We start from the raw sequence: 18,910 nt of genomic DNA on the forward strand, positions 1-18,910 counted from the left end.
TATTCACATATTTTACATAATCTCTTCTCATCAATTGTAGCGGAAAATAGTTTTTTAATAAACGGAAAAGATGGTTATGAATTGTTTTCGACATAAGAAAAACTGATAACCACATTGAATGGCTACCAGCTCAAATCTTACTTTGAATAGATAATCTTTTTGACAGTTTCTACTGATAGAAAATGCTCTTTAGCAAGCTGATTCATGGAAATACCATTTTTATAAGCTTTCTTAAGCAATACATTCCTATCGTCAATACGTTTTCTTTCTCCAGAAAGCGCTCCCCAGTGTTTATAACTTTCTCCTTGTTTAGGAATATAAATAGTTTCACCTTGAATGTACTTCTGAATCTCTAGTACAAGCGCTTCAGGTAAGACAGAAGTTGCTTTTATATATGTCATTTTGCTCGCTCCTTATTTTTTCTGAACTTGAAATAAGGTGCAAAGCCAATATGATGAAATGGCGATTATTGTTGAATCAAACAGCTTCCCACACAAAGTATCGCCTTTCCAAAAGTAGGCTTTGCATGAGACGTTGCACTATCTGGCAATTTCAATCTACTTGCCATTATACTCACCTCCTTTGTAATTTTCTTCAAACAACGAAACTTCATTTTTTTCTTATATATTTTAATACAAGTATACAATGATTACAAAATACATATAATACTAGGGTGAGAATCTAATATAAATACGGGTGGTTATTGTTATTAAAATATTTTTTATAATTTGCGTAGCTTTTATTCTATCTTCTATTAATTGTACAACCATTGGTCAAGCAGCATCATCTGTAACATATAACGTAGGACTCAGCGATCAATTGCTAGATTTTAGTGACATCAAAGTAATTAATGAAGATACGAAAGTTCCACTTGAAGAAATTGCTGCATTTTTAGATATCCCATTCGAGATAGAGAAAGGCATTACCTATATCCGGAAAAATGGGATTGAAATTAGTTATAATGAAAGCTCTAAAAAGACATCTGAAAATGGGACACCACTTGATTGGCTTCCTATTGTTAAAGTAAATGGGAAGCTTTTCATCAGCGTTAACTATATTGCATTAGAAATGGGTTATAAAGTACATGACTTTCCGAAACAGAATACACAACGAATATATAGAGATGACTATGGACATATGTCTCATGCGGACTTCGAAATTTATTTGAACCAAATCTTAAATAAACAAACAATCCCTCCACCAGCAAAAGCAGTAGAAAAAGCGAAAGCAACAATTTACTTAACGTTTGACGACGGTCCAAATAAATTTACAACAATCAACAACACCACATTAAAAAAGTATAACGTCCAGGGAACTTTCTTCTTTGTAGGAAATTACATGAAAAAGAACGAAGCCATTATCAATTCCGTTGTAAAAGATGGGCACTACATTGGAACTCATAGCATGACCCATGACAAAGAGAAAGTTTATAAAACGTCCAAGTCCTTCATTAATGAAATGAACGAAGGTATAAAACTTATCAAACAAATGACTGGTAAAGATGCAAAACTAGTCCGAACACCATATGGCAGCAAACCTGATCTTACCGCAGCAATGCAAACAGAACTAATAAAAAATGGCTACAAACTATGGGATTGGGACGTCGATTCAAAAGACTGGAAATACACTGACAAAGAAACCAATCAAATCGTGAAAAATGTAAAAGCCGGAATTGAGAAATCTTACAAATCAGGAGACCGAGACATCATTGTGCTACTACACGATCGAAGCCAAACAACGAAAGCCTTACCAGAAATAATCGAATGGCTACAAAAAGAAGGCTATGCACTCAAAACATACGAGCCCGATCATCATATTGTCAAAAACTTCCTACGTGACACATCACTCTAACGAATTATTACAGAATTATTACAGGTGCCAGGCACCAAAACTAACATGAATAACATGACTAACACAAAAAACGTGACTAACATGAAATTTGAAACATTCATGTTAGTCACGTTTATTTTGATAATTTTATAGACTTTTAATGATAGTAATGCTATTTTTCACTGTTCTTCAATTGCTCCAATAAGGATTGAATTTTATCTCTTTGGTTCATCGTTTCATTTTCTAGTAGGTCAATTTGATACGAATCTTCCATAACTGTGATGGAGACGATATCTCCTTCTTTCAGGAGTGTATGTATCTCTGAGAAAGGGACAAGTAGTTTTTCTGTTTCACTTGGATAATCCATAAATATCGCAAATCCATCTTCGAATCGATCAAGTGTGTATTTATTTGACTTCACTGACGATCTCCCCTTTGTCGTTTATGAGCAATAAAGTAGATTTCATAACTGAACCCTATTTTAACATAGTCGTTTAGAAAGGAAATTTTTTTTGACAAATTGACTATTAGTATCATATAATTAGCAATTGTGCATTACAAATAACGTGGTTCGAGAACCTCCCACGTAAAAAAACTAAGGAGAAATGAATAATGAAAACAAAAACTCTTGCAACTAGCGGAATTATCGCTGCTTTATATGTTGCTGTATCGTTACTAGTAGCACCCTTTGGATTTACAGCAGTACAATTTCGTATTTCCGAAATGTTTAACCACCTTGTCGTTTTCAATAAAAAGTTCTTTTTTGGAATTGTACTAGGTGTCTTTGTAACAAATATTTTCTCCCCAATGGCGGCATATGACCTCATTTTCGGGGTAGCACATTCTGTGATTTCCTTATCTATCACTATTTTTGCATCGAAGTTTATTAAAGGGCATATTCCACATATGGTGTTTAATACGTTAATCTTTACGGTTATGACCTTTATCATTGCATTCGAATTACAACTTGCATTTGACCTACCTTTCTTTTACACATGGTTAACTGTTGCAGCTGGTGAATTCGCAGTATTAGCAGTTGGTATTCCAGTTATGACTGCATTAAATAAACGCTTAAACTTTAAAACACTTATATAACCAAAAGCACCTGATTCTATTTAATATAGAATCGGGTGCTTTTTTAGTTATTTCTTAATTAGCCCTTTTTCCACTAAAAAGTCATGCGCGACATCTTCTGGTTTATCTCCATCAATATCTACACGTGCATTCATTTTTAACATATCTTCTTCTGAGATTTTTCCTGCAAGTTCATTTAATACATCTTTAAGCTTTGGAAACTTTTTTAATGCTTCTAGTCGAACGACAGGAGCAGCGTCGTACTTTGGAAAAAAACCTAAATCATCTATTGTCGTTTGAAGATCAAAACGTTCAATACGGCCGTCTGTTGTAAACGCAGGTATTACATCCACATCCCCGCTCTTTAATGCTTCATACATAACGTTTGGATCGAGACTTTCCGTTTTAGTAAATGTAAATGGATATGAATTGATAAAATCATCAAACCCATCTCCTTGACGTTCATAAAATGCATGCGGTGCACCGAATACCATATTTCCTGTTCGAGAGATTTCAACTAGATCAGAATAAGTTTTTGCATCGTAGTTTTTATCTTTTGTATAAGCTAATGTGTACGTATTTTCAAACCCAAGTGGACTTAACCAAGTGGCTTCAAATTTTTCTTCGTACCCTTTTTTCACTCGGTCCAACACACTTTCCGAACTTTCCCCAACCTCTGAATTCTCTTTAAGAACGTCCTTTAATCCAGTGCCTGTATACTCGACATACAGGTCTATATCCCCTTTTTTAAGAGCCGGAGTCATAATAGCCACTTCTCCGAGACCTTCTTTATACTTCACATTATAATCTGTCTTCGCTTCAATATATTGCCCTAAAACTTGCGGTAGTATATATTGTTCTGTCCAAGGCTTTCCACTTATAACAAGTGCCTCATTCGAACTAGAGCAAGCCCCTAATAATACAGTAGCTACAATCCCAATCGCTAGTAACTTCTTTTTCATTCTCCATCATCCTCCAGTATTTAGTCCTTTTGGGGTGGACTTTTTCTCAATTAATTTCAAAGCAAAGTCAAACAAAATAGCTAATAAAGCTACAGGTAATGCTCCCGCTAAAACGAGTGAGTTATTATAAGACTGCAATCCTCGATATATAACATCCCCTAAGCCCCCTGCTCCAACAAATGTTGCTAGCGTCGCAATTCCAACCGTTAAAACAGTGGCCGTTCGTATGCCTGCCATAATAAACGGTAAGGCAAGAGGAAACTCAATTTGCCAAAGTAATTGGCTTTTTGTCATCCCCATCCCTCTTCCTGCTTCAATTATCGATCCATCTATACTTGTAATCCCAGTGTATGTATTGCGTAAAATAGGTAAAAGTGCGTAAATAATTAATGCAATTAATGCTGTTTTTGCTCCAATTCCTATAAGAGGAACTAAAAAACCGAATAACGCTAAACTAGGAATTGTTTGAAAAATGGCTGTGATTCCTATTACTGGCTCCGCAAACTTTCGATACCTTGCAACAAAAATACCTAATGGAAGTGAGATGGCAATGCCTACTGCAAGTGCGATAAACGATAAATAAATATGTTGAATAAATGCATCTTGAATCAAATCGGATCTGCTTTGAATCGTTTCAAAAAATTTCTGCACTTATACCACCTCTTCTTTTGCAAGCATTGCACGTAAAAGGATGGATTGGGTCACATACCCTAACTTTTCATCAGCCTTTTTTACAAGTAAACATGTTGCCGCACCGTCTTCTAATAAAGCAATTGCTTCTTCTAGCAGCATGCTTGCATCCACTTCTAAGCATGGACTTTGTTTTTCTTGTTCAAAAAAACAATTAAATTCCTGTATTTCACGCTTTCCAACGGCTCGTTTTCGATTGATACGTTCTATTCCTATAAAGTTTTTTACAAATTCATTGATTGGATTTTCTATTAGTTCGGAAGGAGTACCTATTTGCTCTATTTCCCCGCTTTTCATTACCACAATTCTATCAGCTATTTTTAATGCTTCATCCATATCATGCGTGACAAAAACAATCGTTTTCTTTATCTTCTCCTGTAAACTTTTCGTTTCCATTTGTAATTGCTCACGACTTATCGGATCTAAGGCACTAAATGGTTCATCCATAAGTACAATTTCTGGATTTCCAGCTAAAGCCCTTACCACTCCAATACGTTGCTGCTGTCCCCCACTTAGCTCAAGTGGATATTTAACTAAATATTGCTTTGGATCAAGCCCAACCATTACCATTAGCTCACGGATTCGCTTCGCTGTTTTCTCTTTTGACCATCCCTTTAAATTCGGTACAAGCGATGCATTCTTTTCAATCGTCATATGTGGAAATAAGCCTATTCGTTGAATGACATACCCTATTGTTTTTCGAAGTTCCACCGGATCTAGGGAAGAAACTGCTTTACCATCCACGTACACTTCTCCAGAGGTTGGAGTTTCTAAACGGTTAATCATTTTCATTAATGTAGTTTTTCCACATCCACTGGGACCAATTATTACTACTAATTGTTCGTCCGGAATTGTTAAGGAAACATTTTTCAATGCCTCTGTTCCATCGTTATATACTTTGGAGATCTTATCAAATCGAATCAATTAAACTTTCCTCCTCACCTAAGTGTATTCACCTTTTAATCCTTATACCCTAAATGGTTATATTGAAGCATCTGTGAAGAAAGAAAATACTTGATTCTAATTAATATAGATTTCCGTAAACTTTTATGCGTTCATCCCTGGAACTTTTTTTATAAGAACGAAGGCAATTACTGCCGATTATAGCTTTACTCAGGTTTAGTTAATCTGGTCTCGGTGAAGTGCTGTTTGGTCTCGTTCATCCATTTACTTACAAAATAAAATAGAAAAAGCCCACCACCTTTTACGGAAATGGACTTGTTTATTAATTATTCTTTCTCAAATTCGATTGTGCTTCTAACTGTATCAAACTGTCGAACAGATCCTTCAATTTGCTCGCGTTTTGGTTCTAAGAATGGAGGCAATGATAGTTTTTCACCTAGTGTTTCATATGGTTCGTCTCCCATAAACCCAGGACCATCCGTTGCAAATTCGAATAGAATCCCTGCTGCTACTCTTGCATACAGTGATTGGAAGAAAAAGCGATCCACAAAACCGGATGTTTGGAATCCAAAACTCGCCATACGCTCAATCCACTCGTCTAAAACCGCTCGATCTTCCACACGGAATGCTGCATGGTGAACAGTTCCAAATCCTTGTCTGCCTGGAGGAAGAATTACATTTTTTTCAACGATTACTTGCGCTCCATTTCCACCTTCACCAACCTCAAACAAATGGAAAGATCCATCATGCGCTATTTCTTCAAATAGTAATACCTTTTCTAGCACTTCTTTTAAATAATCAAATTCAGCAATTCGAATATGAATAGGGCCTAGTCCAGTAATGGCATGCTCTAAAGGAATCGGTCCTTTTTGCCATGGTGTTCCAGTTGCAACGCCTTCGTTTTTTTCATCTGAAATCAATTGATACTGTTGGTCGTCAAAATCGACGAAAGAAAGAACCTTTGTTCCAAATTGTTCTTGAATACCAGCATGTTTGACTTCCAAGCGATTAAAACGATTTACCCAATAATCTAAAGCTGCATCATTAGGAACACGGAAAGCTGTTTTATAAATTTCATTTGTTCCATGTGTACCTTTTTGAATTCCTGGGAAGTCGAAGAACGTCATATCTGTACCTGCTCCACCTACATCATCAGCAAAAAATAAGTGATAGGTCTGGATATCATCTTGGTTCACTGTTTTCTTTACTAAACGCATGCCTAACACATACGTGAAAAATTTATAGTTCTCTTCTGCACTGCTTGTAATCGCTGTTACATGGTGCATACCTTTTAAGTGATTCATATATTATTCCTCCTATTTACCTTTAATTCAAGTATCTTTAATTCAAAGTAATTTTATCATGAATAAAAAAAGTTGTCAATGAAATAGAAACTGTCCCAATCGCATATTAGCCATTGAGACAGTTTTGCTTAATGTTATATTACACATGTATTTTTGTTCCTATACGATAATTTTCAATCCATTACATATCCTAGCTTTCCCATTCTTTTTTAAGCTTCAACCAATATTCCACTTAACCATCTACAATCTCACCGGTCTTTTGAAAACTAAAACTCTCATAAGGTTTTCTCGTTTTTTCGTTTTCAGGCTCTGTAGATAAATAAATTGCACTACATTTTTCGATCTTTTTCATTTCATCCAAGATAAGTGGAATAGCTGCTTTTCAATATCTCTTACCCTGATATGCTTTATCAATCATAAATCGGCATAACTGCTATTTAGATAGATCTTCACAATATCCATACATCGTAAAACCTACTAAATTAGCTCCCAATTGAATTCCTTTAGTAATCCACCACGTTTCAAAAACAGACTGTACGATTGACAATGCATTGGAAGCACCAAACTTCTCTGTAATTGTTGCTCCCCCATTTTCATTTGTCGTTAAAAATACTATCTTCAACCAATTTCCCTTCGTAATTTCTATTAGTTTCACCTCCATCATCCTCCCCAAACTCTTATAATATATAGCTCTGTTTGCATTTCATAAAGTCAGGGAATAACAATAATAAACAAGTTTTTCTAGGGGGAACTACATATGGCTAAGAAGACTCATAAACCACGAGGTAAGCGAAAGCGGATTATTATGGGTGTTATTGGTGTGTTTGCACTTATTTATATTGCCGTGATTTTATGGAACACGTATAAGCCTCTTCCGGATGGTGTTTCATTTGCGGGCAAGATACATAATACAGATAAGGTAGAGTTTATCACTGACTTGACGTATGCACAGGACAGAAAAGGAACAGATATGGTTCATGAAAATCATATTTTTGATGAAGTATATAACATGATCAACCAAGCTGAAGAATTTGTTGTTGTCGACTTTTTCTTATTTGATGGTTACTATGACGGAGATAAAAAATTCCCAAATATTGCAGATACACTTTCAATAGCTTTAGCAAAGAAAAAGAAAGAGAACCCTGATATGCCTGTAGTTTTTATAACTGATCCAATCAACCGTGGATACGGGTCATATGAAAATAAGTGGTTTAAGAAAATGCGTGAAGCTGGAGTAGACATAGTGTATACCGATTTAGATCCATTGCGTGATTCGACGCCTATTTATTCAGGTATATACCGAATGTTTTTTCAGTGGATTGATTTGGGAGGAAAAGGATGGATTGATAATGCAATGGCAAGTGATGCACCGAAGATGACCATTGCTTCCTATTTATCGCTACTCAACGTGAAAGCAAACCATCGAAAAGCAGTAGTAACGGAAAAGGAAGCGCTAATCACATCTTCCAATCCGCATGATGCAAGTGGATACCATGGAAATATTGCTTTGAAAGTAACAGGCTCGATATTGAATGATATTCTAAAATCGGAAGAAGCTGTTTCTTTATTTTCTGGAGGTCCCAAGCTTCCACGTGTGGAGGCAAATCAAGAAAATGGACAATACGCAGTACAATACCTAACGGAGAAAAAGATCTCAGATGCATTGCTCGAAGATTTGGCAAAGACAAAAAAAGGGGATAAGATTTGGCTTGGCATGTTCTTTGTAGCGGAGCCTGAAGTAGTTACTGCATTCATTGATGCAGCAAATCGTGGTGTAGAAGTAAATCTCATACTTGATCCAAATAAAAACTCATTCGGTCAAGAAAAATCAGGAATACCGAATCGGCCTGTTGTTCAGAAGATGGTGGAGGATACGAAAGGAAAAATTCATGTTAAATGGTACAACACTGTTATCGGCCAGTATCATACGAAAGCTATATGGATTCAAACGGAGAAACACACAATTATTTCAAATGGCTCGGCTAATTATACGGATCGGACGTTAGATAATTATAATCTAGAAAATAACTTACGTGTAATTGCACCAAACGATAGCAAACTTGTTCGGGAAATGGAAAAATATTTTGAACGTCTTTGGAAAAATGAAGACGCTTTGTACACTTTGGATTTGGAAAAATTTCAAGATAGCTTCACATGGTGGCAACGCTGGATTTATGCTCTACAGCAATTCTTCAAAATCACTACTTATTAGTAATGCATTCCTCAGAGAAAAACGCTAGCGTCCTTTAAGTGCTATTGTCTTCTCTATTCCCAGAGTGCTTTGTACGAATCATCGCTACACTATTAAAGAGGGAATTTTTGTGGATAGAGAAGTGACTGCGTCACTTCTCCATCCACTTTTTTAGGTAATCTTGTGGCGGGTGTTTGTCCGTCGCCCTCTTGGAATATGAAAGGACATAGTGCATTTGGTTTGGATAATGAGAGATAAGATGCTATCCTACTCTTTTAAAAGCAGACGAAGAGTCAATTTCGTCCGCTCAGCACTTCTTTATTCATGGATTCTAACTATTTTTTCAGCTTCCACTTGCCCTATTAATAAAAAACGGAGAATACTGGATCGTTATTTCTTCCAAGTATATTGTCTTTCTTAATTGCACTGTTGATTGTAGTGAAAGGTAGCGACTCCAGCCGGAGCCCAACAGGATGTTGGTCATGGAGGCGTTGCCACACGATGTGGCGCTCTTAGCCTTTGTTCCTCGGAGACAGATGAGACATCGCAAGCGACACGAATGCGGCGCCCCCGCGGAACGCGTCCACCTGAAACGGAAATCCGCGATATTATTTAATTCTTTCAGGTACTGTGAACACTTCGCAGGACGATACTCCATATACTTTCTTATCTTTTAAAAAAGCTCATGAACATAATGTCCATGAGCTTCCAATGAGGTGTTATAGCAACTTAAAATTCTGGTTCAAATGTTTTACAATCTGTTTCTTCACTATTAGATGCTTGTTTACCCTTGCTACTTACTACATAAATTGCATCTGCACTGCATTTATTTCCAGATCCCCAATACGTACAGTTATTGACTTCACAAAGAACGACTTGAGTCATAGTATCACACCTCCTCTTTTTCTAGCATGAACAAATTGAAGGTGATTAATACTGTCTCATTTAAATGTTCGTCATTTCATCGTCTATGTGGAAGATTGATCGATTCTCGCATTAATCGCTAACTATCTATGAAATATGTTCTATATAAAAAGGTAAATTTGCTATCTTCTCTTTCAAAAAAAGTGGATACACATTAATATCTTGCAACTCATCGAAACTTTTCCAATAATAGGTATGTTTTTTCCCATTTTCATTTACAACAAATTCATCGCCATTTTTCAGGATTTCATTATCTTTTAGCTCCAATAAATAAAAAAAGCATATTTCATGAAATTGCTCTTTCAATGTATCTTCCACAAAAAAGTTTTCATCCACCCATAACATCCGCTTAACATTCACTTCTATTGAGAGCTCTTCCACTATTTCTCGTTTCATCGCATCTTCACTTTTTTCATGCAACATAACACGACCGCCTGGAACATAATAGTAGGGTTGATTTTCATCATGCATAATGAGCAATTTCCCTTCATGAATTAGCAATCCACCTACGCGATAATTAAATCTTCCTGCTGGTGTTTTAAAAGTGATATCCATATAAATCCCCTTTGTCCTTGTAAAGATGTGTTTTAATTATGGTGTGTATTTTTCTGACATTTTTATAATTACATTATTGTTTATTGTTAAATAAAATAGAGGTTTGTATACTTGAATATGTTTAGCAAGCTCTTGGATATCTATTATCAATGGTTCTTGAAGATTAGCTCCATTCACCACATCTATTTCAACATCATCCGACACTTTTAAGCTTTTTGTTTGTTCTGACTCATTATAAACCCGAAATCCACTAGGAAAATCTGACTCTGGATCTAATCCTAATTCCTTTATTCTCCCGGTATCAGATTGATCAATCCATTCTATCTCATCAAACGTTAATGACTTTGTTTTTTCATCATAGTTAGTTAAATATGCTAGTATTTCTTCTGTTTGAACTTCTTCTGTATTGGATTTGCTACTACAAGCACTTATTAACATCGTCACACTGATTAAAGCAATTAATAATAGAGAATTAAATATTTTATGCACATACATTCTACCACCCTCTCTTATTCCCATCCTTTGCAGACATCTACCCATTCCTCACCGTTAGCATATGTAAATAATTCTTCGTTAGTAAGTTCTATAGCACTATTACTGCTACCACAAGCAGGAAAAACAGTTTTAAAGCGTTTTACAGATTCATCTACATATACTAATACATTTTCTGGAATCCCAAATGGACAAACCCCACCAACAGCATGACCTACTTGTTCAAGTACTTCTTCAGGAGAAAGCATCTTAGCTTTCACTCCAAAGGCTGCCTTAAATTTTGCGTTATCAACTTTTGTATCCCCTGCGGCAACTACTAAAATACAGCTGTCATTTTTGTTAAAAGACAATGTTTTCGCAATGCGAGCTGGTTCTACACTCAATGCTTGTGCTGCAAGCTCTACTGTTGCACTTGATGCTTCAAATTCTTGAATTCTATGTGCCATTTCAAACTTCTCGAAATAATCTCTCACTAGTTCAATTGCCATTTAGTACGCCTCCTCTATAAAACACTAAATTTTTAGACTAATCAATCTATTTTATACTAATCTATATACTAAGAAAAGTGTAAAGTGCTCTCAAAGTACATCAGTTACACTATCAAAGAGTTTGTATGAGCATAATTCTAAAGTTCTGTTCTCTATCCCTTAAATTCTTACAAATATTTTTGAAACTTCTAGGTACTAGACTATGCAGTTTAACTGACTATTGAATAGCTTATATTAGAAAGTTTGATATTCAAGGGAGGTGGTTGATTTGTCCCGAAGAAGAAATAGGAGGATACGTTTCTGTGTATTTCCAGGATATAAATGGTGTGGACCTGGTTGCAGTGGACCCGGAGCTCCTATAAATGAGGTAGATGCAGTTTGTAAAGCACATGACGAATGTTATAGTAGAGGTAGAAATCCATGTGAATGTGATCGTGAATTCCTCCGCCAGCTGCATCCCAAAATAAATCCTTATACTCAAGAAGGAAGACATGCCCGCAAGCTTTATAATTATATGAACCTACAAGCATCTTTCACTTGTAGGTGGTATAAAGAAAAGTAGTGGAAGAAATAAGTGCTTAAAAAGAGGGTTGTCCCCTAGTTCTAATAGAATTTTTTACTCAAGGAGTTTCCTAAATATTATTGTAATAGTAGCCATGTGAAATCCTTTCATGTGGCTACTTTTTTCGATCTATTATATTCAGCTCTAGTACTCCTTTTTCGAAATATTAGCCACAAACAAACGAAAATTATAAACGCAACAATTTCTAATGATAGGATATACCATGGATATGGACCTAAAAAATCAAGTATACTGCCACTTGTTGGTTTTTTTCTCAAAAACATATAATTCCCATGAAGAAGAATGTTTAACACGAATATGCATAGTAGCAATATATTTAATGCAACCATCGTTTTAATAATTCCTTTTAATGTAGGACGGTAACCCTTCACCCATGTGAAATAAAGTGCAGTTAATATTATTCCGAAATGGGTATAAAAAAAGTGAAAATACCTAAAATGAGGAAAACTAAGATCTAAAACTGGCGTTGCTACCGCTTGAAGAGCTCCTCCAATGCCAGCAAAAAAGACAAATTCATATACATGTCTATTCCCTGTCCATAAAAGGACAATCGTCAAAATTAAACTAATACTACATAATTCAAGTGGTAATGAGTTACTCCAATTCCACCTTCCAGTTTGATAGAGCCAAACATGATAAAGGATTTCCATTGTCAATAAAGATAATGCAAATAGACGTTCAATGAACAGGATTTTTTCCGGTGAAATCGACCATCTCTTTTTTGTTATGAATACTAGAATGATTAATAAGCAAAGTGCAATTATTGCGATGAAATGTGGCATCGAAAACATCTGAAACGAGGGTCCCAAGTTTTCACCATCCCTTCTTGTACTTCCATATTTCTTTTCACCTATCTTCTATTCGTCTTCCATACGCAAAATCCCTTTTTCTAATGTCATGCTTGAATATTAAGTACACTGCTACATCAGTTCATTTGGCATTGATTCTCGGGTTTAAGAATATATTCTTTATACCAGCGGGCTTTGATTCGAGAAGGAGGATTTGGATATGAAAAATAAGAGCAATCAAAAAACAGTTAATGTCATTAAAAAGGGAATAAGTTTTGGAACTTGCCTTTCTATGGTTATTTCATACACCGCATACAAATCCATAGGGTGGGCAATTGTTCACGGTTGTTTAAGTTGGATTTACGTTGTTTATTACTTACTAAAATATGCACATACTATATTTTAGTAAAATGCTTCTATACGTTTATAGTAAGTATTTTAAAGAGCTGCCTCAGATAAATGAGACAGCTCTTTTCAATTTTTTTCAAATATAGTTTACAATTCAGCAAGCCCTTTAAAAAGTTCAACTGCAGTTTCTATTATTTCATCATGAAAGTCATATTCATATGTATGAAGATGAGGATGATTTTCTCCGTTTCCGATGTAGCACATAACACCCTTTGTTTGTTTCAAGTAGTGACCATAGTCTTCAGAGGCACGAATTGCTTCTTTCATTTCAATTAACTGGAATTCTTTATCTTGGCAAACTTTACGTATTTTATCCGAGCTTTCCTTGTGGTTTACAGTCTCTGGGAATGTATCGTTGTAAGAGAAACTTACTTTCAAGTCATATATTTCTGCCTGAGCAAGAGCAAGTTCTTCCAGATTTTTTTGAAGTTTGTCCAATTCCACTTCATGCAATGCACGGATAGTTAATAACAAGTCCCCTTTGCTCGCTGACATGCCAAATGCTCTTTCGCCAATATCTACTTGAACGACAGTGCACAGAACTATCCCCTCATTGTTCTCTGGAGAAATGAAATCAGGAATAGCATCAATAACCTTTGCAATAGCGAAAGAAGGATTCGCTCCATCCTCTGGTTGACTAGCATGGGCAGGAGCACCTTCCATATGAATAGTCATTCCTTTGGACGCACATTGTGTTGTTCCATCGATTACATTGACAGATTTAAAAGGTATCCCGCTCATGTTATGGTAAGCAAAAATTTCTTCGATGTTATTCCCCTTGATAAAAGATACACACTCTACTGCACCATCTGCCGTTTCCTCTGCGTGTTGGAAAAGGAAAAAGATGTTTTTGTCTGCACCTTTCTGATCTATTTCAAGTGCAAAACCTGCAAGACTCGCTGAGTGTCCATCATGTCCACATTTGTGAGAAACACCTGGGAACTGAGAAGCATGTGGAATGTCAATAACTTCTGGCATTGGAAGTGCGTCGAAATCAGCACGATAAGCAATATTCTTTTTACCTTCACCAGCACGATAAATCGCATAGAACCATTTACCGTTATCTACGATTTCTAATTTTGTATACGTTTTCAAAAAATTAATTAAATGTTGTTTTGTCCAAGCCTCATGGTTCGAGAGTTCGGGATGTTGATGCAATTCATGACGTAATTGAATAGCTAATTCGAGATTTTTCTTTTCCATTGTGCCTCTCCCCTTTTAAATCAAAATTTTACAATAAATCATTTTACTAATTAAATTATATTACTAGATAATTAAATACAGTAGACTCTAATAATTTTACTTTTAGTAATTTTTTTTACTTTTTACTTTCAGTTCCTAAATACATCCAAACTAAGTGTGACACATTAGTTAACCAATTTTTGAAGCAGTAAAAAACCCCGAAAAGGTCATATGTGACCATTATTCGGGGTTCGGTGTTTTTTTGAAAGATTAAATCTTCCACTTATCGTACATCATCAAGAGATTTCACCACGGTGTGAGCAATTGGTTTCCATTCAACATGCTTAAACAAGGCTACGACAGAAATTGGTATATAGGTTAACATAAATAATGGAAATGTAATTGTATAAGCTATTTTTTTCCAACCAGAACAATGAATTTTTCCCCATTCCGTTAACGTTGTTATTAAACCAAGTATATACAGTACTCCGTAATACCAACTAATAGAATACAATATTCCGACAGAGGCTGCATGTGTTATCTCTTGACCATCGAATATTCCTAAAAAAATTGCTAAGTAGAATAACCCATTTACTACGATACAAACACTGGAAATAAGAACAGCAGGCATAACCATCATAGTCATATCGAAGCAAGAAAACTTGTTACGCTTTCCACGAAAAGTATTACCAATCAAGTCCTTTCCATACTTATAAAAGACTTGGTAAAAACCCTTTGCCCAACGTAAACGCTGATGCCATGACTGAGCGAATGTGACTGGTTGCTCGTCATAGAATATTGCGTTTCTGCAGTATCCAATTTTTTCTCCTTTAATAATCTGTGAAACAGAAAATTCGATGTCCTCCGTAAGTAGGTGGTGTATCCAGCCTCCATTCTCTTCTATCAATTCTGCTTGTATCAGAAATCCTGTTCCAGAAATCGCACAACTAGTGTTTAGAACCATTCTTGGAAGGTTAAGATATTCAGCTTCATGTAAAAACCAAAGTGCATATCCTGCAGATATCCAGTTCTGGTCATAATTCTTAGAGTTTCTGTAACTGGTGATTACTCTGTATCCTTGATTGAATGTTTTGTTCAACTCCGTTATATAGTTCTCATCAAGGAGGTTATCTGCATCAAACACAATATATCCATCATGCTTATTGGATGAATACTCATTTTCGATGATTTTTAGTATATAGTCGAGGGCATATCCCTTACCAATCTGAATCTTATTGAAACGCTCTCTGACAATAGCTCCTGCTTTCTTAGCAACCTGGGCTGTATCGTCGGTACAGTTATCTGCAACAACGAAAATATCTATCAATTCCTCGGGATACTTTTGATTTTTTATGCTTTTTATCAGTTGTCCAATGACGAGTTCTTCATTTCGTGCTGGAATTATCACAGCGTATTTATGATAGAGAACATTCTGTATCTCAGAACTCTTATTCTGTTTAGCCTTAAATGCAACAAACATATAAAATATCTGATAAGAATACATACATGTAAATAATAGAAACATGAAAAAGTTAAAATATCTAAAGTATGTTAAAAAAATCGAATCCAAACTGATACCCCCGCGATGTTATAATATTTTTTCAACATTTTTATAGAAGCTATGTCGAACTAAGTATCTTAACATCCAAATTATGTAGCTGGCTCTTGCGGATTCTATGTTCATTACGTCAATATGACAGATCATTTGCGCCATAATTTTTATTATGCCCTGAAAAGTGAAGGATATTACAAATGTTAAAGCTCTGACTAAAACAATATTTAGTATAGGTTAAGCATTCAAGAGTAGTTCTACTGTACAGTCCTTTCTTATTAAATTCTCGATTTTTGCAGCTTACAAGTAGACTTTTTTATCCTCTGTCGCTAATTTGAAAACTTATAATAAATGGAAGATTATTTTCAAAGCTATCTTATTTTCTTGACGGTTATTTCTGCTCTTGGACCAATCACTCTTTTTTGAATAAAGTGGACATAAAGAAGAAAAAAAACCAGCTACAATGACATGGATGTCGTTGTAGCTGGTTTGAAATGTAATTTGACTGTAACTGTACATCTATTCCGGAAGGTATGGAATCAATCCTTTTTTGTATACTTTTTCCTGTATCACTTTAGGTGCATATCGAACGTCTATCAGGAATCCATTTTAAGTTTTTTTGCCAACGACATATTTTTCCCTGCATCTTCTTCTATATCTTTAGTCTTTCCATCTCTCTAATTTATAAATATTTCTTGTGAAAATATTCGCAAGAAACTTCGGAAATTTCATCTCTACCATTTTATCCATTACTCTTTCTTTCATCCCATCTACTGTAATGTTTGGCAACTTAAACGATCCATTTTCATAACAGTGACTGCAATAAATATTACTTCTTTGTCCATTTGCTTCAGTTCCTCCACCATTTTCATCACTTTTTAATGGCATTCCGCAACTTTGACAGTTTTTATTTTTCTTTTTCACTGTGCATCCCCCCTTATTATTCCATTTGAATAGATAGTATTTAATTCGCCATAATGCACGTATTACCTTCCTTAGTATCCCTAAACTCATCTCGAAAAAAGTAGGTATAGCTAAAAGTAGGTGAAGTGGTCAGTATTTATTGAAATTAAAAACGGCCGAAAGTGTAGATTCAGCCGCTAGTTGCATTTTTAATAGCAAAGCTATAAAGTTGCGAGTAGTTTGTAACTTTTGTATCAATTCCGCTTTCCTGCTTTTACACACCATCTACCTCTAATGGTTTACCTTCTATAATCTTTTCAACTTCTTCATAGCCAGTTGGAAATGCGAAGTTGTAGCGAGCTGGTAATGCAAAAACGTATTTTTCATTACGGTTTAGTTCTGTTGGTCCGATAGGTGCTGCTCCTATATGGAATTTCTCCTGCTGCAGTAGATTCCATTGCTCAATTGTAAAAATCATAATCGGAATATCTTGACGTGGATTTTCAGAAGTCCACTTAGGATGTCGGATTGAGATTATTGGACCTGTTTCTACAACTTTTTCACCGTCTGATGAAGTATTAGCTAATCCTTCCCATTTGTCCGAAACAGTAGAATAATTCCCCCAAGTCTTTGGCAACTTAAATGTAAAACCGTATTCCGTGTTTTGATATAAGATAGAATCGCTTTGTTCCGCTTCGACAGAGGTAACTTCATTTTCTACGGGAGATTGTTTCTCTGGTTGCACTTGATTAGTACTCCCATCACTTCCACAACCAAACAAGGAAACACTTAATAATAGAATCACACCAAATGTTTTTTTCATTTTCTTCCCTCCAAAAAATACGTTACTTAAATAGACGATTTGCATAATATTTAGTTACATTCAGAACTACTGATGGGATAAGATTTATAAGAAGCTAACATATAAACTATAATGTATTTTCCGTTTCCGTTTCCCATCGTTCAATTTCAGCTCTTACGATTGGCGCCACTTCTGTTCCTAATAGTTCAATAGCTCTTAATACATCTTCGTGTGGCATGGAACCGACTGGTACGTGGAGCATGAAACGTGTAATCCCAACATTTTTACGAAGGAAAATGATTTTTTCTGCTACTGTCGCTACGTCCCCAACATATAATGCACCTTCTAAACTACTTGCTTCATCGAAGGTTTTGCGCGTATACGGTCCCCAACCGCGTTCTTTTCCAAGGACATTCATCACTTGCGCAGTTGGTTGAAAAAATTTATCTTTTGCACTATCAGTTGTCTCACCTACAAAACCATGTGAATGAGAAGCTACCTTTAACTTCGAAACGTCATGACCAGCCTGTTTTGCCGCTCGTTTATATAATTCAACTATTGGTGCAAATTGCAGGGGACTTCCGCCAATAATCGCTAGAACAAGTGGCAACCCAAGAACACCTGCGCGCACAGCAGATTGTGGTGTTCCACCGCTAGCAATCCAGACAGGTATTTGTGTTTGAACAGGTCGAGGATAAATTCCTAAATTATTAATAGATGGTCGATGTTTACCACTCCATGTGACTTTTTCTGATTCTCTAATTTTCAATAATAAATCTAGTTTTTCGTCGTATAACTCATCATAATCCTGTAGGTCATAACCAAATAGAGGAAATGATTCAATAAACGAACCTCTACCTGCCATGATTTCAGCTCGTCCATTTGAAATTGCATCAACCGTTGAAAATTCTTGGTATAAACGTACTGGATCGTCAGATGATAATACGGAAACGGCACTAGTCAGTTTAATTTGTTTCGTCTGTGATGCAGCTGCAGCTAGCAAAACAGCAGGTGCAGAACACGCAAAATCTTCACGATGATGCTCACCTACACCAAAAACATCCAATCCTACCTTATCCGCTAGCACGATTTCCTCCACAACTTCTCGTATACGTTCAGCGTGGCTAATCACTTTTCCAGTATGTACATCTGGTGTTGTTTCTACAAATGTTGTTATTCCAATTTCCATCAATATTGCCTCCTATTTTAAAAATGAATTGTATTTATATAGACGTAGTTCATCATACAATTATAAAAAAGGATTCTCAATTATCTTGAT

The 18,910-nt window shown here is 35.7% G+C and carries 22 protein-coding genes and 1 riboswitch; of the genes, 5 read left to right on the forward strand and 17 right to left on the reverse strand.

From position 1 onward, the window contains the following. Nucleotides 1–137: 137 nt before the first annotated feature. On the reverse strand, nt 138–401 hold the full coding sequence (locus PB01_RS16130; protein ID WP_151701129.1) for a CD3324 family protein: 264 nt from the start codon (nt 399–401) through the stop codon (nt 138–140). Nucleotides 402–819: 418 nt separating this feature from the next. Between PB01_RS16130 and PB01_RS16135 the strand changes: the two genes are divergently transcribed. Next, nucleotides 820–1,851 (forward strand): polysaccharide deacetylase family protein, encoded by a 1,032-nt coding sequence (locus PB01_RS16135; RefSeq protein ID WP_225986068.1) that lies wholly within the window; start codon nt 820–822, stop codon nt 1,849–1,851. Between the two features lie 151 nt (nt 1,852–2,002). Here the strand turns inward: PB01_RS16135 and PB01_RS16140 are convergent, their stop codons facing one another. After that, nucleotides 2,003–2,251: a DUF3006 domain-containing protein gene (locus PB01_RS16140; protein WP_151701131.1), complete on the reverse strand. Its 249-nt coding sequence runs from the start codon at nt 2,249–2,251 to the stop codon at nt 2,003–2,005. Nucleotides 2,252–2,390: 139 nt separating this feature from the next. Continuing rightward, nucleotides 2,391–2,435: riboswitch (PreQ1 riboswitch) on the forward strand. Between the two features lie 7 nt (nt 2,436–2,442). On the opposite strand from PB01_RS16140, the gene PB01_RS16145 reads away from it, so the two are divergent. Continuing rightward, nucleotides 2,443–2,925 (forward strand): QueT transporter family protein, encoded by a 483-nt coding sequence (locus PB01_RS16145; protein ID WP_151701132.1) that lies wholly within the window; start codon nt 2,443–2,445, stop codon nt 2,923–2,925. Nucleotides 2,926–2,972: 47 nt separating this feature from the next. Here the strand turns inward: PB01_RS16145 and PB01_RS16150 are convergent, their stop codons facing one another. The 5 genes from PB01_RS16150 to PB01_RS16170 form a co-directional block, all read right to left on the reverse strand. Beyond that, the gene (locus tag PB01_RS16150; protein ID WP_151701133.1) at nt 2,973–3,866 is read right to left on the reverse strand and encodes a glycine betaine ABC transporter substrate-binding protein; all 894 of its coding nucleotides are present in this window, start codon (nt 3,864–3,866) and stop codon (nt 2,973–2,975) included. A gap of 6 nt (nt 3,867–3,872) precedes the next feature. Next, nucleotides 3,873–4,517, reverse strand: coding sequence for an ABC transporter permease (locus PB01_RS16155; RefSeq protein WP_151701134.1), 645 nt, complete (start codon nt 4,515–4,517; stop codon nt 3,873–3,875). Then, a complete protein-coding gene (locus tag PB01_RS16160) occupies nt 4,518–5,480 on the reverse strand; it encodes an ABC transporter ATP-binding protein (RefSeq protein ID WP_151701135.1) in 963 nt (320 codons plus the stop codon). A gap of 305 nt (nt 5,481–5,785) precedes the next feature. Beyond that, nucleotides 5,786–6,763, reverse strand: a complete 978-nt coding sequence (locus tag PB01_RS16165; protein WP_151701136.1) for a ring-cleaving dioxygenase — start codon at nt 6,761–6,763, stop codon at nt 5,786–5,788. 433 nt (nt 6,764–7,196) lie between these two features. Further along, the gene (locus PB01_RS16170; RefSeq protein ID WP_151701137.1) at nt 7,197–7,418 is read right to left on the reverse strand and encodes a hypothetical protein; all 222 of its coding nucleotides are present in this window, start codon (nt 7,416–7,418) and stop codon (nt 7,197–7,199) included. Between the two features lie 102 nt (nt 7,419–7,520). Between PB01_RS16170 and PB01_RS16175 the strand changes: the two genes are divergently transcribed. Then, nucleotides 7,521–8,975 (forward strand): phospholipase D family protein, encoded by a 1,455-nt coding sequence (locus tag PB01_RS16175; protein ID WP_151701138.1) that lies wholly within the window; start codon nt 7,521–7,523, stop codon nt 8,973–8,975. A 708-nt stretch (nt 8,976–9,683) separates the two neighbouring features. Here PB01_RS16175 and PB01_RS16180 read toward each other — a convergent pair. The 4 genes from PB01_RS16180 to PB01_RS16195 form a co-directional block, all read right to left on the reverse strand. Further along, the gene (locus PB01_RS16180; protein WP_151701139.1) at nt 9,684–9,839 is read right to left on the reverse strand and encodes a DUF1540 domain-containing protein; all 156 of its coding nucleotides are present in this window, start codon (nt 9,837–9,839) and stop codon (nt 9,684–9,686) included. Nucleotides 9,840–9,965: 126 nt separating this feature from the next. Next, nucleotides 9,966–10,433: an NUDIX hydrolase gene (locus tag PB01_RS16185; RefSeq protein ID WP_151701140.1), complete on the reverse strand. Its 468-nt coding sequence runs from the start codon at nt 10,431–10,433 to the stop codon at nt 9,966–9,968. A 36-nt stretch (nt 10,434–10,469) separates the two neighbouring features. Beyond that, nucleotides 10,470–10,922: a hypothetical protein gene (locus PB01_RS16190; protein ID WP_225986069.1), complete on the reverse strand. Its 453-nt coding sequence runs from the start codon at nt 10,920–10,922 to the stop codon at nt 10,470–10,472. A gap of 20 nt (nt 10,923–10,942) precedes the next feature. Beyond that, nucleotides 10,943–11,413, reverse strand: a complete 471-nt coding sequence (locus PB01_RS16195) for a YbaK/EbsC family protein (protein WP_151701142.1) — start codon at nt 11,411–11,413, stop codon at nt 10,943–10,945. A gap of 259 nt (nt 11,414–11,672) precedes the next feature. On the opposite strand from PB01_RS16195, the gene PB01_RS16200 reads away from it, so the two are divergent. Continuing rightward, on the forward strand, nt 11,673–11,975 hold the full coding sequence (locus PB01_RS16200; RefSeq protein ID WP_318837478.1) for a phospholipase: 303 nt from the start codon (nt 11,673–11,675) through the stop codon (nt 11,973–11,975). Nucleotides 11,976–12,082: 107 nt separating this feature from the next. Here the strand turns inward: PB01_RS16200 and PB01_RS16205 are convergent, their stop codons facing one another. Further along, nucleotides 12,083–12,787 carry a YwaF family protein gene (locus tag PB01_RS16205; RefSeq protein ID WP_151701144.1) on the reverse strand — a complete coding sequence of 235 codons (705 nt, stop codon included), beginning with the start codon at nt 12,785–12,787 and terminating at the stop codon, nt 12,083–12,085. Between the two features lie 217 nt (nt 12,788–13,004). On the opposite strand from PB01_RS16205, the gene PB01_RS16210 reads away from it, so the two are divergent. Then, nucleotides 13,005–13,190, forward strand: a complete 186-nt coding sequence (locus tag PB01_RS16210; RefSeq protein WP_151701145.1) for a hypothetical protein — start codon at nt 13,005–13,007, stop codon at nt 13,188–13,190. A gap of 89 nt (nt 13,191–13,279) precedes the next feature. Here PB01_RS16210 and PB01_RS16215 read toward each other — a convergent pair whose 3' ends face one another. The 5 genes from PB01_RS16215 to PB01_RS16235 form a co-directional block, all read right to left on the reverse strand. Next, nucleotides 13,280–14,395: a M20 metallopeptidase family protein gene (locus tag PB01_RS16215; protein WP_151701146.1), complete on the reverse strand. Its 1,116-nt coding sequence runs from the start codon at nt 14,393–14,395 to the stop codon at nt 13,280–13,282. Between the two features lie 262 nt (nt 14,396–14,657). Continuing rightward, complete coding sequence (locus PB01_RS16220; protein ID WP_225986070.1) at nt 14,658–15,944, reverse strand: glycosyltransferase family 2 protein; 1,287 nt, start codon at nt 15,942–15,944, stop codon at nt 14,658–14,660. 642 nt (nt 15,945–16,586) lie between these two features. Further along, entirely contained in the window at nt 16,587–16,850 is a 264-nt protein-coding gene (locus tag PB01_RS16225; protein ID WP_225986071.1) for a zinc ribbon domain-containing protein, read from the reverse strand. A 253-nt stretch (nt 16,851–17,103) separates the two neighbouring features. Then, entirely contained in the window at nt 17,104–17,652 is a 549-nt protein-coding gene (locus tag PB01_RS16230; protein ID WP_151701148.1) for a hypothetical protein, read from the reverse strand. A gap of 106 nt (nt 17,653–17,758) precedes the next feature. Next, nucleotides 17,759–18,820, reverse strand: coding sequence for an LLM class flavin-dependent oxidoreductase (locus PB01_RS16235; protein WP_151701149.1), 1,062 nt, complete (start codon nt 18,818–18,820; stop codon nt 17,759–17,761). Nucleotides 18,821–18,910: the final 90 nt, after the last annotated feature.

Origin of the sequence: Psychrobacillus glaciei (genome assembly GCF_008973485.1) — a bacterium.
GTDB lineage: Bacteria > Bacillota > Bacilli > Bacillales_A > Planococcaceae > Psychrobacillus > Psychrobacillus glaciei.